The 14,361-nt window shown below is 62.6% G+C and carries 15 protein-coding genes; 9 read left to right on the top strand and 6 right to left on the bottom strand.

Going from position 1 to position 14,361, the window contains the following annotated elements:
- Positions 1–103 precede the first annotated feature (103 nt).
- The gene (locus tag JV201_RS17900) at positions 104–379 is read left to right on the top strand and encodes a hypothetical protein (protein WP_008436022.1); all 276 of its coding nucleotides are present in this window, start codon (positions 104–106) and stop codon (positions 377–379) included.
- Here JV201_RS17900 and JV201_RS17895 read toward each other — a convergent pair.
- Positions 370–2,085, bottom strand: coding sequence for an amidase (locus tag JV201_RS17895; protein ID WP_219405826.1), 1,716 nt, complete (start codon positions 2,083–2,085; stop codon positions 370–372). The two genes, JV201_RS17900 and JV201_RS17895, sit on opposite strands and share 10 nt — an antisense overlap.
- A gap of 152 nt (positions 2,086–2,237) precedes the next feature.
- Between JV201_RS17895 and JV201_RS17890 the strand changes: the two genes are divergently transcribed.
- The gene (locus JV201_RS17890; protein WP_003219672.1) at positions 2,238–2,543 is read left to right on the top strand and encodes a putative quinol monooxygenase; all 306 of its coding nucleotides are present in this window, start codon (positions 2,238–2,240) and stop codon (positions 2,541–2,543) included.
- An 86-nt stretch (positions 2,544–2,629) separates the two neighbouring features.
- Entirely contained in the window at positions 2,630–2,884 is a 255-nt protein-coding gene (locus JV201_RS17885) for a hypothetical protein (RefSeq protein WP_003219674.1), read from the top strand.
- Between the two features lie 14 nt (positions 2,885–2,898).
- Here the strand turns inward: JV201_RS17885 and JV201_RS17880 are convergent, their stop codons facing one another.
- A complete protein-coding gene (locus JV201_RS17880) occupies positions 2,899–3,699 on the bottom strand; it encodes an SDR family oxidoreductase (RefSeq protein WP_219405825.1) in 801 nt (266 codons plus the stop codon).
- A gap of 120 nt (positions 3,700–3,819) precedes the next feature.
- Here JV201_RS17880 and JV201_RS17875 point away from each other — a divergent pair, with 120 nt between their 5' ends.
- The gene (locus JV201_RS17875; RefSeq protein WP_219405823.1) at positions 3,820–4,344 is read left to right on the top strand and encodes a MarR family winged helix-turn-helix transcriptional regulator; all 525 of its coding nucleotides are present in this window, start codon (positions 3,820–3,822) and stop codon (positions 4,342–4,344) included.
- 74 nt (positions 4,345–4,418) lie between these two features.
- Positions 4,419–5,747 carry an LLM class flavin-dependent oxidoreductase gene (locus JV201_RS17870; RefSeq protein WP_219405821.1) on the top strand — a complete coding sequence of 443 codons (1,329 nt, stop codon included), beginning with the start codon at positions 4,419–4,421 and terminating at the stop codon, positions 5,745–5,747.
- Positions 5,748–6,009: 262 nt separating this feature from the next.
- Here JV201_RS17870 and JV201_RS17865 read toward each other — a convergent pair whose 3' ends face one another.
- Genes JV201_RS17865 through JV201_RS17855 form a run of 3 tightly spaced genes read right to left on the bottom strand, consistent with a single transcriptional unit; the run spans position 6,010 to position 7,393 of the window.
- A complete protein-coding gene (locus JV201_RS17865) occupies positions 6,010–6,531 on the bottom strand; it encodes a hypothetical protein (protein ID WP_043225000.1) in 522 nt (173 codons plus the stop codon).
- Positions 6,532–6,591: 60 nt separating this feature from the next.
- On the bottom strand, positions 6,592–7,230 hold the full coding sequence (locus JV201_RS17860; protein WP_008436005.1) for a helix-turn-helix domain-containing protein: 639 nt from the start codon (positions 7,228–7,230) through the stop codon (positions 6,592–6,594).
- Positions 7,231–7,234: 4 nt separating this feature from the next.
- The gene (locus JV201_RS17855; protein ID WP_003219684.1) at positions 7,235–7,393 is read right to left on the bottom strand and encodes a hypothetical protein; all 159 of its coding nucleotides are present in this window, start codon (positions 7,391–7,393) and stop codon (positions 7,235–7,237) included.
- A gap of 216 nt (positions 7,394–7,609) precedes the next feature.
- Here JV201_RS17855 and JV201_RS17850 point away from each other — a divergent pair, with 216 nt between their 5' ends.
- Positions 7,610–9,757, top strand: a complete 2,148-nt coding sequence (locus JV201_RS17850) for a TonB-dependent receptor domain-containing protein (RefSeq protein ID WP_219405820.1) — start codon at positions 7,610–7,612, stop codon at positions 9,755–9,757.
- 51 nt (positions 9,758–9,808) lie between these two features.
- Here JV201_RS17850 and JV201_RS17845 read toward each other — a convergent pair whose 3' ends face one another.
- Positions 9,809–10,120, bottom strand: a complete 312-nt coding sequence (locus JV201_RS17845) for a hypothetical protein (RefSeq protein ID WP_003219686.1) — start codon at positions 10,118–10,120, stop codon at positions 9,809–9,811.
- Between the two features lie 174 nt (positions 10,121–10,294).
- On the opposite strand from JV201_RS17845, the gene JV201_RS17840 reads away from it, so the two are divergent.
- The 3 genes from JV201_RS17840 to JV201_RS17830 all read left to right on the top strand — a co-directional run bounded on the left by JV201_RS17840 (position 10,295) and on the right by JV201_RS17830 (position 14,360).
- A complete protein-coding gene (locus tag JV201_RS17840) occupies positions 10,295–10,840 on the top strand; it encodes a sigma-70 family RNA polymerase sigma factor (protein ID WP_102605591.1) in 546 nt (181 codons plus the stop codon).
- Positions 10,837–11,781 (top strand): FecR family protein, encoded by a 945-nt coding sequence (locus tag JV201_RS17835; RefSeq protein ID WP_008435992.1) that lies wholly within the window; start codon positions 10,837–10,839, stop codon positions 11,779–11,781. The genes JV201_RS17840 and JV201_RS17835 overlap by 4 nt, the downstream gene beginning before the upstream one ends.
- A gap of 89 nt (positions 11,782–11,870) precedes the next feature.
- The gene (locus tag JV201_RS17830; RefSeq protein ID WP_219405819.1) at positions 11,871–14,360 is read left to right on the top strand and encodes a TonB-dependent siderophore receptor; all 2,490 of its coding nucleotides are present in this window, start codon (positions 11,871–11,873) and stop codon (positions 14,358–14,360) included.
- The last annotated feature ends 1 nt before the right edge of the window (position 14,361 follow it).

The following is a 14,361-nucleotide window of genomic DNA, read 5'->3' as shown; positions in this document are numbered from 1 at the left end:
TTCCCTGTTTTGTGTAGGAGCAGGGCTTTCTCCCCATGCAGCGCTTGAAACGCCACCCCTCTGGGCCATAGCCTCACGCTTTTCCTGACACTGAGGCCCGGCATTGGGTAAGCGAAAAACGGTTTGGCCCACGGAGCGGGAAGTTCGACTGCGCTTTATCCTGCTGGCAATCATTGAAACGGCCTGTATTCGAGGCGTTCCCATCGAACGCCTGCTGCTTTCATACATACTGTTGCGCAACAAGCCGACCCAGGAGCAACTTTGGGAGGCCATCAGCGATTGCCTGCTCCTCGATGAGATGCGTGGCTTTCGATTTGAACCCGGGTCGGAAGCCGATCGGTTGATGCGCAAGATCAGCAGCGAAATCAATCAGTCCTGACGAGCCACCAGCGCCGGCGTGCGCGGCGGCACCAGGCGCTTGCTGCCCGTCGACTCATAGGCCGATGCCAATCGCAGCAGCGCCGAATCCTCATACGCCCGGCCGGCAAATGTCAGCCCCACCGGCATGCCGATGTCGGCCATGACGCCCATGGGCACCGTCACTGTCGGCACGCCCAAATGGCGGATGGCGAGGTTGCCGTTGGCGACCCACACTCCGTTGCTCCAGGCGATATCCGCCGACGCGGGATTCACATCCGCATCCGCCGGACCTACGTCGGCGACTGTCGGAAAAATCACCGCATCCAGCCCCAGGTTATCCATCCAGTCTTCAAGGTCGATGCGTCGTGTCTGTTCCAGGCCGCGCAGGCCGTCGGGCACGGTGCTGATCCTGTCCCACGGCGTGATGCCGCGCTCGGCCATGCGCACGTATTCGTCCATGCCGGCGGCCAGGTCGTCTTCGCGGTTGGGCAGGGTGCCGGGGTCGTGGGGGAAGATCTTCGGGCCGTCGACATCCGCCAGGCGGTTCAGCGCAGGGTCGCCGTTGGCCCGCAGGAAATCATCGAACGCCCAGGCCGACAGTTCCCACAATTCATCGTGGAGGAATTCCTTGGAGACCAGGCCTCGGGTAAACACTTTCGGTGCGCCCGGGCGGTCGCCTTCGCAATTGGAGACCAGCGGGAAATCCACCTCGACCACTTCTGCGCCGGCGGCTTCAAGTGCCTTGCGCGCAGCTTCCCAGAGCTCGATCACCGAGGCCCGGGTTTTGATTGGCTGGCCAGTAGGGCCGCCGATTCCCGGGGCGTCGCTGGTGCCTGCCTCGGGGTCGGCGTTGATGTACATGCGCGGCACGCCGAAGCGTTTGCCGGCGAGTGCATCGCCGGTCGCGGCCAGGTCTGCGTAGGACTGCGGGCGTACCGAGGCGACGCCGGGGATTGGCACCCAGGGTTGCATCCGCCACAGGTCGCCGCGTGTGTCGGGGTCTTCTGCGACCACGACGTCGAGCACTTCAAGCAGGTCGGCCATGGTCCGGGCGTAAGGCACGACCACGTCCATGGTCGGGGTCAGCGGCCAGTTGCCGCGCACCGAGATCACGCCACGGGACGGGGTGTAGGCACACAGGCCATTGTTGGACGCCGGGCCGCGCCCGCTGGACCAGGTTTCTTCCGCCAGGCCAAACGCCGCGAAGCTCGCCGCGGTGGCCGTGCCGGCGCCGTTGGAGGAGCCCGAGGCGAACGGTGCGGTGAGGTAGTCGGCGTTGTACGGGCTCTCGGCCCGGCCATATACGCCGCGCTGCATGCCGCCGTTGGCCATCGGCGGCATGTTGGTCTTGCCCAGGCAAATGGCGCCTGTTGCCCGCAGTCGCTCGATGGTGAACGCATCGCGGTAGGCAACCAGGTTCGCGAAAGCCGGGCTGCCGGAGGCGGCGGTGAGGCCCTTGACCAGGTAGCTGTCCTTGGCTGTGTAGGGAATGCCGTCGAGCGGGCCCAGGGTTGTGCCGCTGGCCCGGCGTGCGTCGGATGCCCGGGCTTCCTCCAGCGCTTGCGGGTTGCGCACCACCACCGCGTTGAGCGCGGTGGCAGTCGTGGGGGCGTCGTAGGCGTCGATCCTGGCGAGGTAAGCCTCGACCAGTTCAACCGCCGTGGTCTGGCCGGATTCGAGCGCAGTGCGCAGCTGGGCAATGGAAACTTCGGTTACTTCGATCACGTGGTTATCGCCGGGTGCAGAAAAGGGGGAGGGCTTGAGTGCTGACTCAATCCAATCAGTGAAAGTAGCTTACTGATAGATTTTTCATAGCGCCAGAGAATGGCATCCCTTACTGTGGCGCCTCAATTTCCTTATCGATAACGGTGCTGTTTATGTCCGATGAAGTGCGGCTTGTCGTCATCATCAATACCCAGCCTGGCCGGGGTGCGGACCAGTTGGCGGCCTTTGCCGGGCTCGCTCCGCTGGTCCGGGCCGAAGCCGGTTGCATCCAGTACGACCTGCATCCGGTCGAGGGCAACAGCGACAGTTTTGTGTTGATCGAGACGTGGGCTTCAAAGGCGGCGCTCAAGGATCACCACGCAGCGCCGCACATGCTGGAAGCCGCGAAGCACAACCCGACATTCCGTGCGGGCCCCTCCAACGTATTGGTGCTGGAACCTGCCGTCCAGGCACGTTGACTTCAACCCGGCAGCTCAAGGGTTTATCATTGCCCCTTCATTTTTTGCTGCCCGGAAAGATTTCGATGTTGTTTACAAGGACTGTCATGGCGAGCGCACTGCTCGCCGTTCTGGCCACCCAGGCCCACGCGTCCAGCCTGGACCTGACCTACGAGGCACCTGTCCTCAGCGCTGTACCGCTCACGCCGCAGGCTGAGCCCAAACCGCGCTTTCCGGTCAAAAGCCTTGCGCCGGTGACCGTGGAAAACAGCTGCACCGGCCGCGAGTGCACCTACGAAGGCGACATCAGCCTGCCCCGTGAGGAGCAGACTGTGCGGCGTATTTCCATCGGTATTCAATAAAGCCGGCTGGCGCCTCAGACGATCCCATACCGGGGCGCCGGCTTGCCTGTTTGCGTGGCCGCAAACAACGCACCACGCGCCGCATCATAGGTCTCCCACAACGAACCATCGGCCACCGACGGCCAGGTGATCGTCTCACCCTGATCCAGCCCGGCCAGTGCCGCGTCCACCAGGTTTTCGGTGGTCATGACCGACTCCTGTTCCAGGGCGGAAAGCGGAATGCCCGACGCGTCCCAGATCTCGGTAGCGGTGGCTGCCGGCAACACGATCTGCACCTTCACCCCGGTTTCCGCCAGTTCCGATTGCAAGCCACGGCTGAATGCCAGGACATAGCTCTTGGTGCCGCTGTACACCGAGCTGACCGGCAGCGACTGCACGCCCAACACCGATGCCACGTTGATGATCAAACCTTCATTGCGCACCAGCATGCCCGGCAGCGCCGCGTGGGTCAGGCGGGTGAGAGCGGTGATGTTCAGGGCGATCTGGGTCGTGGAATCCTCGACCGAGGATTGAGCCAGCGGATGCAGGCGGGCCAGGCCGGCGTTATTCACCAGCACCTGGATCGCCGGGTTGCCGGCGAGCAGGCTTTCAACACGGGCCAGGTCCGCGGGGTTTACCAGGTCGGCGCCGATGGTCTGGACCTCGCGCCCGTAGGCTTGAGTGATCTTCGCCGCCAGGGCTTCGAGGCGGTCTTCACGACGGGCGACCAGGATCAAGTCGTAGCCACGGGCTGCCAATCGGTCGGCATACACGGCGCCAATACCTGAAGAAGCACCCGTGATCAGGGCAATTTTTGTGGAAGCAGGGATCGACATGAACGGCTCCAATAGATGAGTGCTCAACCAATATTGTTGAGGGCTCAAGTTATAGGCTTGGCGTTTGTCCTTGTCAATGGTTTAGTACTCAATCATTCTACCGGCATGGAGGATCTGAAAATGCCAACACACAAGACTGACAAGGCTGATGCCCGTGCCGACCTTTTGAGCCTGCTGGGGGACGTGGCGTGCACCAACAACGCACTGCGCCGTGCCGCCCGGCGGCTGGGCCAACTATATGACGAAGCGCTGGCGCCGATTGGCCTGAAGGCTACGCAGGTCGGCTTGCTGGGTGAAATCGCCCGGTGGGCGGCGGTGGATGAGCAGGCATGGCCGACGTTGCAGGAGCTGGCCGGACGCCTGGCGATCCTGATGTCGGCGCTGACCCATGCGATGAAGCCGCTGGTGCGCGACGGGATTGTCGAGCTGCGCCCGGATGCCCTGGACAAGCGCACCAAACGCTGCGTGCTCACGCCCAAGGGCGAAGCGCTGTTCAGTGAGGCGCTGGTGTATTGGGCGGCGGCCAATAACCGGGTAGAGGAGGTGCTGGGGCATGATTCGGCCGCGCAGCTGCGGGGCATGGCAGACCATGTCGCCTCCGAAGAATTTCTGGCGGACTACAACAGCCGATCCGCGCAGGCATAAGTCAGATCCTTTGGTTATTAGACAGACGCCGTTCGCCCATCCGATGCTGGGCCCCTCTCGATCAGGGGCTTTCCATGACCACTCAACGCCAACTGAAGCTGGGCGCGTTCATGCGCCCGGTCAGCATCCACACCGGCGCCTGGCGCTATCCCGGCGCTTACCGTGACGCCAACTTCAACTTCACGCACCTCAAGCAGTTTGCCCAGACCCTGGAGAAAGCGCGTTTCGATGCGTTCTTCATGGCCGACCACCTGGCCCTGCTCAACATGCCTATCGACGCGTTGAAGCGCAGCCACACCGCCACCTCCTTCGAACCGTTCACCTTATTGTCGGCCCTGAGCCAGGCCACCGAGCACATCGGCCTGGTAGCCACGGCCTCGACCACCTACGACGAACCGTTCCACATTGCCCGGCGCTTCGCGTCCCTGGATCACCTGAGCCACGGCCGCGCCGGCTGGAATATCGTCACCACTGCCAACCCGGATGCGGCGCAGAATTTCGGCCTGGAGCAGGCCTATGCCCACGACGAGCGCTACGCCCGTGCGCGGGAGTTCTACGATGTGGTCACCGGGCTCTGGGACAGTTGGGCCGATGATGCCTTCATCCGCGATGCCGACAGCGGTGTGTACTTCGACCCCGACAAGCTGCACACCCTCAATCACCAGGGCCGCTACCTCAATGTGCGCGGCCCGCTGCACATTGCCCGCCCGGTGCAGGGCTGGCCGGTGATCGTGCAGGCCGGCGCCTCGGAGCCCGGCCGGCAATTGGCGGCAGAAACCGCCGAGGTGATCTTCGTGGCGCCCGGCACGCTCGAGGAAGGGCGTAAATTCTATGCCGATATCAAGCGCCGGATGCTGGCGGTGGGGCGGCATCCCGACCATCTGAAGATCTTGCCCGGGGCGTTTGTGGTGGTCGGCGATACGCTGGAAGATGCGCGGCGGATTCGTGCGCATCTCGACAGCCTGGTGCATTACGAAAGTGCGATTGCCTCGCTGTCGATCGCGCTGGGTACCGACGCGACGAAGTTTGATTCCGACCAATACCTCCCGGCGATTCCCCAAACCAACGCCAGCCAGAGCTCCCGCGAACGGGTACTGGCGCTGGCTGATCGCGAACAGTTGACGGTGCGCCAATTGGCCCAGCGTCTTGGCGGTTATGCAGGTCTCTCGTTTGTCGGCACCGCCCACAGTATTGCCGATGAGATGCAGCAGTGGCTGGAAGAAGAGGGCAGCGATGGCTTCAACATCATGTTCCCGTGGCTGCCGGGCGGGCTCGATGACTTTGTGGCCAGGGTGGTGCCCGAGTTGCAGGGGCGCGGGATCTTCCGGCGCGAGTACGAAGGCTCTACCCTGCGGGAAAACCTCGGGCTGCCGCGTCCGGCGAACCGCTTCTTCGCCGAATGAGCGGGTATTTCTACCGTGGTTAGATCGTTTATTTCCTTCTGATTGGGGGCCATTCCCCAATCGCATATCCTTCGCGCCGGTTTGGCCCGGATAGCGGAGCCGGCCGGCGTGATCACGCCAAAGCATCTGTCATCGCGGAATTATCCGCTGCCGCGCCCCGGGAAATCCCCATGCAGCGTCTATTCCTGCTGCTGGGCCAGCGTCTTGCGCCGTTGTGCGGCCTCTCTAGAATCGGCCCCAGAACTTACTCATTTCCTGTCGATTACGGAGTTTCGAAGATGATGAACGCCATGCAGATGCCAATGAACAACGCGATGCCGATGATGCCGATGATGGGCATGCCGATGATGATGGCAACCATGACCTGCAAGATGACCGACGAGGCCATGATGTGCACCATGAAGCCGGCCGCTGGCATGGACATGGCGATGTTCAAGAACAACGCCGAAATGATGGCGATGATGATGAACTGCGGCATGCCGATGATGATGCAGTGCGCCAACATGTCGATGATGTGCATGTCTGAAGACGGCATGGCGATGATGAACAGCATGTCGACCATGAACATGCCGATGATGATGCCGATGGGCATGCCTATGCCGATGATGAAGTGCGTCATGGAATGCAAGATGGAAGCCGACTGCATGACCTGCAAGATGATGCCGATGCCTGGCATGAGCATGGACATGATGAACAACTGCTGCATGCTGATGATGAAGATGATGAACGACTGCGCCATGCCGATGATGATGAGCTGCAACGGCATGCCGATGATGTGCTGCACCTGCTGATTGGTTTGGCGTGAAATCAAAAAGCCCCGGCGTGTGCCGGGGCTTTTTGCGTTTCAGTCCAGGCGTTCCGGGTAGGTGATCACCAGGAACGCCACCGCCTCACTGTCTGCGGGGTTGCGATAGCGGTGGGGCTGGTCGGCGTAGAACAAAATCGAGTCACCGGTAGACAGCAGGTAGCGTTCCTCGTTGACGCTGACTTCCAGCACGCCCTGGGCCACCACCAGGTTTTCCTGGATGCCGGGCCCGTGACCTTCTGAAATCTCCTCGCCGAGGGCCTTCAGGCGTATCTCGTAGAACTCCGACTGGCGCGCCATATCGTAGGGAAACAGCGCCCGGCTGATGAAGCTGCCATCGGCGCTCACCAGGCGTTTGCTCTGTTGCGCCGGCAGCAGCTCAACCCCTTCGAACGCTCGATTTTCTAGGAACGCCGCCACCGACACTTTCAAGCCTTTGGCGATCTTGCACAGCACCTTGATCGACGGCACGCTGCGCCCGGACTCGATCTGCGCGAGCATCGCCCGGCTTACGCCGCAGTTGCGCGCCAGGGCATCCAGCGACAGGTAGCGTTTACTGCGCAGGCGCTGCAGGTTCTGCGCGACGCACTGGCCGATGGCGTCATCGTCGCCGCTGTTGCAGTCCTTGGGTTTGGTGGGGAGGTCGGGCACTTCGGGTATCGCGTGCAGGAAATTCATGGCCTCACGCCCGGCGGGTATCGCTGGACGTGGTGACGTGTGCGGTAAACAGCGCGACCCCGGCCCGTGCCGCATACATCGCCCACATCAGTTCAGCCGCTGCGCGAGCCTGGCGGCGTTTGCGGTGGAGGGTGAAATCGATGACGGTGGCGGATGTTTGCATGACGTAAATCTCTGGGGACTCAATGGCTCTACAGTAATCGGTGCCGCTTATTTCCATAAATACTGAGTTTGCATTTGGTAATTCTATTTTGGACTTAACACCGATGGGGGCCTGTGCGTTCATCAATGGTGACCCGCCGCGCTTCACGGGCTTCCCACCACAGACCTTGTGCCGGACCGAGCCCGTCGCAAAAACGAATTCCAAGGATTTACCCCCATGCCCCCCGCGTTTCCGTTCACCTCCCGAAAAGCCTGGCCCTTGCTGGGCTTTGGCGCCGTCCTGAGCTTCAGCCCGGCCACCCAGGCCGAAGACACGCTGCAACTGGCCCCCGTCGAAGTCAGCAGCGCCGAACTCAGCGCCGACGAACTGGCCGAGGTCCAGCTCAAGAGCGTGCCCGGCGCTACCAACTACATCGACATGGGTAGCGTCGATCAGGGGCGGGTGAGCACCAACGAGGACGTATTCAAGTACCAGGCCGGTGTTTATGCCAAGGCGGCAAACAACGAAGGGGTGAAGCTTTCGATCCGTGGCTCGGGTATCAACCGGGGCCCGGGCGCCCACGCTTCCGGCCTGTATGAAACCTTCGACGGCCTGCCACTGACCGGCCCGGGTGGCACGCCCTACGAACTCAAGGACCCGTTGTGGCTCAGCCGCGTTGAAGTGCTGCGTGGCGCCAACGGTTTTGACCAGGGCGCATTGGCCCTGGGTGGGGCAGTCAATTACGTGACCCACACCGGCTACGACGCGCCCAGGCTGCAAGTACGCTACGAAGCCGGCAGCCATGGCTACGGCCAGCGGGAGATCAGCTCGGGCCAGGTGCTGGGGGATGCCGACTACTACATCAGCCTCACCGACTCGCAATACGACGGTTTCCAGAACCACAGCGCCGGCAGCGGCAAGGGCATCGCGGCCAACTTCGGCTACCGCTTCAACCCTGACCTGGAAACCCGCTTCTACTTTCGCTACCGCGAAACCGACAACGATTCCCCCGGCAAACTGACCCGCGACCAGATCAGCCACGACCCGCGCGCCGCCGCCAGCCTCAACGTGGCGCGAGACTCGAAACGCACGCAACCGGGCTCGACCTGGATCGCCAACAAAACCACCCTGCACCTGGGCGACAACGCCCGGGTCGAGGTCGGGCTGGCGTATCACGATTACCCGATGGACCTGCGCGAGGGCACCAACCGCCTCAAGGTTGCCTACACCGACGTCAGCGGCACCCTGAATTACATCCGCCAGGACACATTGTTCGGGCGTGACAGCAAGACCACCCTCGGCCTGCGCACCACCCAGGCGATGCCGAACAACGGTGGCTCGGAATTCGTGCGGATCCCCACCGGCAATACGGCGGGCTACACACCCGGCACCAAGACCCGCGACTACAGCTACCTGGGTTCGGACACCGTGCTGCATATCGGCAACGACCTGGAACTGCTGCCGGACCTTTGGCTGACCACCGGGCTGGCGGCGATCTATACCCGTCGTGAAACCGAAGTCAGCTACCCGCAGACCCACACACCCGTCAGCCAGCACGATTGGGATTACGCGCCCAGGGTTGGCCTGCGCTACGACTTCAGCCCCCAATTGCAGGTGTACGGCAACCTGAGTCGCTCGGTGGAACCGCCCCATGCGTGGTCGATGATCTGGGGTTCCAACAAGTACTTCCCCGTGGGCGGCGGCCCGGCCAGCGGTTTGCAACGTGAAGGGGTGAAGCTGAAAAACCAGACCGCCACCACCCTGGAAGTCGGCGGTCGCGGTGAAGCGTGGTTCGGTCAGTGGGACCTGGCGCTGTACCGCTCCGAGGTGCGCCACGAACTGCTCAGCGTCGAAACCCAGGCCGCGACGTCCACCACGTCCGCAATAATCGCCGAATCCAACGCCAGCCCAACCGTGCACCAAGGCCTGGAGCTGAGCCTGATCAGCCCGCTGTGGGACGGGGGCCGCACGGGCCAGCTCGCCCTGCGCCAGGCCTACACCTACAGCGACTTCCACTACCGCAACGACGACCGCTTCGGCGACAACACCTTGCCCGGCATCCCCAGGCACTACTACCAGGCGCAATTGCGCTACAGCCACCCGAGCGGTTTCTACACCAGCCTCAATGGCGAATATTCATCGCGGGTCGCGGTGGACTACGCCAACTCCTACTACGCGGCGGCCTACACACTGCTCGGCGCGACGCTCGGGTACGACGCGCCGAAGCACGACTGGCAAGCCTGGGTCGACCTGCGCAACCTGACCAACCGGCGTTACGCGAACACGGTCACGCCGGGTTATGACGACAAGGGGCTGGATGTGGCGCGGTCGACGCCGGGGGATGGCATGGGGGTTTACACCGGGGTTTCCTGGAGCTGGCGTTAATCCGTAAAGTGTTTGATGTTGGCAGTGGGTGATTGCGGGCAAAGCGTACGTTCAGCGAACGAAGGCTGCATGCACCAGGCGCTGCAGCTGCGTTCGCTCCCACAGGCTCATCAGATCGAGCGGATTGGTGCCGTAACGTTGCCAGGTGTCCAGTGAACCTTGCCTGTTATCCGGTGCAATACAGCGCAGGCAGCACTCCAGAGCCGTCCCGCAGGTTGACAGCGTGACCTGCCAGCCGTCGATGTCGACAACCATTTGCTCGTCGCCGGAGCTGACGGGTTTCAGCGTTCGAACCTCTAATGCCACGTCCTTGAGCAGTTGATAGGCCTCGCGGGTGGAGACCGTGTTGGCGAAGGTTGTCATGCGTGATGTCCTTGTATGAGTCGCAGAAGTGTCGCGTGCGCACTGGTCGCTTTCAAGGTGGGCACAGCAAGTCGCAGATTCGTTGCAAGCCATCACTCCATCCTTGCTCCCCCTTCGTTTTACTGTCATCGTTCGCGCAATTGGTAATCTTTCTTGTTTGAGAAATTTTTGCGCATGCATGACTTTCCTGTAGCTGATGGTGATACAACCCGTCGCCAGCAGACCATCACCACCCTCTACAGCGACCATCATTCCTGGTTGCACGGTTGGCTGCGTAAGAAACTCGGCTGCTCGCAACATGCCGCCGACCTGGCCCACGACGCGTTTATCCGCATCCTGCTGCTGGCCGACCCCCATACCATCAAGGAACCCCGCGCCTTCCTGGCCACCACGGCGGGGCGCTTGATGATCGATGGCGCGCGTCGGCGGCGCATCGAAAAGGCCTACATGGAAGCCCTGGCGATCCAGAGCGAAGATGCCGGCATGCCGGACCCGGCGGCGATTCATGTGGCACTGCAGGCCCTGGAACGCATTGCCGAAATGCTCATCGGCCTGCCCGCCAAGGCCCGCGAGGCATTCCTGCTCAGTCGCCTCGACGGGCTGACCTACAGCGAAATCGCCGAACAACTGCAGGTGTCTTCCAGCACCGTGAAGAACTACATCTCCAGTGCGTTGGTGCATTGCTATCACACCCTGCACGGGGCGGACCCGCTGTCGTGAGTTCCGAGCAGATCATCAGTGAAGCCGCCCGCTGGCTGACGTTGTTGCACGACGACCACGTGACCGAGGCCGACCGCGCGGCCTTCGAGAAATGGTGCCAGGCCGATCCACGGCATGCCGTCGCCATCGAGCGCATGCGCAGCCTGTGGGGCAGCCTCGACGAGTTGCCCGCCGCCCCGGCGCGCATGGCCCTGAACCGTGCATTTGCCCCACAGAAAACAAGGTTTGCCGCCCGTAGCACCCAGGCCGTCGCGCTGTTGGGTGTGTTGCTGTGCGGCTGGGCCGGGATTGAGCGCCTGCCGGTGTGGATGGCCGACCAACGCACCAGCGTGGGCGAACGGCGCCAGGTGGCACTGACCGACGGCAGCCAGGTGCAGCTCAACAGCAACTCGGCACTGGACGTGAAGTTTGACGGCCACCAACGGGTGATCGAACTGTTGCAGGGCGAGATGTGGGTCGAGGTAGCCAAGGACGCGCAACGGCCGTTCGTGGTGCACACCGACCAGGGCACGGCCACGGCGTTGGGCACGCGGTTCCTGGTGCGCAAGGCCGAGGATGGCGCGACCGTGGTCACTGTGATCGAGTCCACCGTGGCCGTCAAAGGCACCGTTGCGGGCGACGTGAAAGTGCCGGCGGGGCAGAAGTCCACGCTCCAGGACGGCCGTGCCGGCACCCCACAACCCATCGGCAACGCCGACCCGGATGCCTGGACCCGTGGTTTGCTCAAGGTCGACGACCAGCCCCTGAGCGAGGTCCTGCAAACCCTCGCCGGTTACCGCCATGGGCTGGTGCGCTTTGATCCGCAGGCGCTGCAAGGGATGCGCGTGTCCGGGGTATTCAAGCTCGATGACACCGGCGCGGCACTGGCGTCGCTGGCGGATAACCTGCCGATCAAGGTGGAGTACTTCACGGATTTGGTGGTGGTGATCAAGCCGCTGTAAAAAGTCTGAATAAAAACTGCTCTCATTCATACCCGATTTTCCGACATGGCCGTCATGACTAATAGAACCCCCATTTCCCAGGACTTCTCATGTCGCGCCTTGCTCGTCCTTTACAGCCATTGACCCTTTCAGTGGCGATGGCGTTTGCCGCCGTACCCCTGCTGACCGTTCAAGCGTCCTACGCGGCTGAAAGCGCTGCGTTCTCCATTCCCGCCGGTGACCTGAGCCAGGCCCTCAACAGCCTCGCCGAACAGGCGGGCCTGGTATTGGCCTTTGATTCGAGCCTGACCCGCGGCAAACACAGCAATGGCCTGAACGGGCAATACAATACCGACGCCGCCCTGGCCCAAGTGTTGGCCGGCAGCGGCCTGCAAGCCCTGAAGATCGCCGACGACCGCTACCGTCTCGAAGCCATCCCGCACACCGATGGCGCCATGGAGTTGCAGGCCACCACCATCAGCGGCGCGTACCAGTCGGAAAGCCCCACCGGCCCGGTGTCTGGCTACGTGGCCACCCGCAGCCTGTCGGGCACCAAGACCGACACCGCACTGATCGAAACCCCGCAGTCGATCTCCGTGGTCACCAAAGACCAGATGCGCGCGCAGAACGCCGAGAGCCTCAACCAGATCCTGCGCTACAGCGCTGCCGTGATCCCGGAAACCCGTGGCTCCACCGCCTCGCGTCTCGACCAGTTGACCATCCGTGGCTTTGCCCCGGCGACCTACCTCGACGGCCTGCGTATGCCCTCGAGCCGGGATGCCTTGCCGCAAAAAGACGCCTTCGACCTGGAGCGCGTCGAAGTGCTGCGCGGGCCCGCGTCGGTGCTGTACGGGCAGGGCACCCCCAGCGGCGTGATCAACATGGTCAGCAAACGCCCGCTCGACACGCCGTTCCATGAAGTCGGCGTCGAGTACGGGACCTTCAACAAGAAGCGCACGACCTTTGACTTGAGTGGCCCGCTGGACGACCAAGGCGTTTATTCCTACCGCGTTGCCGGCCTGTTCGACGATGCCGACGGGCAGATCGAGCACACCGAAACCCGTCGCCAGTCCCTGTCCAGCGCCTTCACCTGGCGACCGGACGAGAATACCTCGCTGACCTTGCTCGGGCACTTCCAGAAGGACCCCAAGGGCGCGTCCTACGGCTCGATGCCAGCCTGGGGCTCGGTGCTGCACAGCCCGACCGGGCGCAAGATCGACGTGGATTTCTACGACGGCGAGAAAAACTTCGAGAAGAGCGACCGCGAGTATTACTCCATCGGCTACGCCTTCGAACATCACTTCAACGATGTCTGGACCGTGCGCCAGAATGCGCGCTACCTGCGCAGCGAAGGGCAATACCGCAGCCTCTACAGCAACTACCTGGAGAGCGATTACCGCACCATCCGCCGCTCGACCACTGCCAGCGACGTGAACATCGACGCCTATGCCCTCGACAACCAGTTGCAGGCCAAATTCGACACCGGCCCGTTGCAGCACACCGTGCTGATGGGCGCCGATTACCAGAACACCAGCACTGACACCAAGTCGGGCAACGGCGTGTACACGGCAGGGCCTACGCTGGATATTTTCGACCCGGTCTACGGCGCGGCCGTGCCGGTGCCGGCCTACACCAGCGACGCCACCTCGCGCAGCGAGCAAACGGGGGTGTACCTGCAAGAGCAGATGAAGTGGGACAAATGGGTGCTGTTGATGGGCGGGCGTTATGACTGGGCCAGCACCGACAACAGTACCCTGGCGATGACCACCCAGAAAAAGACCAAGTCGTCCCAGGACAGCAAGGCCTTCACCGGCCGCCTGGGCCTGGTCTACCTGTTCGATAACGGCCTGGCGCCGTATGTCAGCTACTCGGAATCCTTCCAGCCGCAATCCGGCACGGGCTACGGCGGTTCGACGTTCCAGCCGACCGAGGGCAAGCAGACGGAAATCGGCATCAAGTACCAGCCGCCGGGCAGCAACAGCTTCATCACGGCTGCCATTTTCGACCTGCGCCAGACCAACGTACCGACGCTGGACCCGGACGCTTCCCACCTGTGCAACGGCTCGCGTTGCCAGATTCAGGACGGTGAAGTGCAATCCCGCGGGTTTGAACTGGAAGGCAAGGCCAGCCTGAACGACAACCTGGATATCACTGCGGCCTATGCCTACCTGGATAACCGCATCAGCAAATCCAACAACACCGTGCGTTATGCGCCCATCAGCGACATCGGTGTCGGCCCGGCCATTGCGGCCGAAGGCACCACCACCTACGCGGTGCCGCGTCATACCGCGTCGGCCTGGGCGGATTACACCCTGCACGACGGCACGCTGAAGGGCTTCGGCGTAGGCGCCGGTGCGCGCTATGTCGGTTCTTCCTGGGGCGATACCGCCAACACCCTGAAGGTGCCGGGCTACACCTTGTTCGATGCAGCGGTGCACTACGACATCCCGCACATCAATCGTCAGGGTGACAACCTGCGCCTGGCAGTGAACGCCACCAACCTGGCGAATAAAGAGTACGTCGCGTCCTGCTATTCCTACTCGTGGTGCTGGTATGGCTCGCAGCGTACCGTGCAGGCCAGTGCGACCTATCAGTGGTAAA

The sequence above is a fragment of the Pseudomonas sp. Colony2 genome, from assembly GCF_019382755.1.
GTDB lineage: Bacteria > Pseudomonadota > Gammaproteobacteria > Pseudomonadales > Pseudomonadaceae > Aquipseudomonas.
This window is presented reverse-complemented; position numbering and strand designations above follow the sequence as displayed.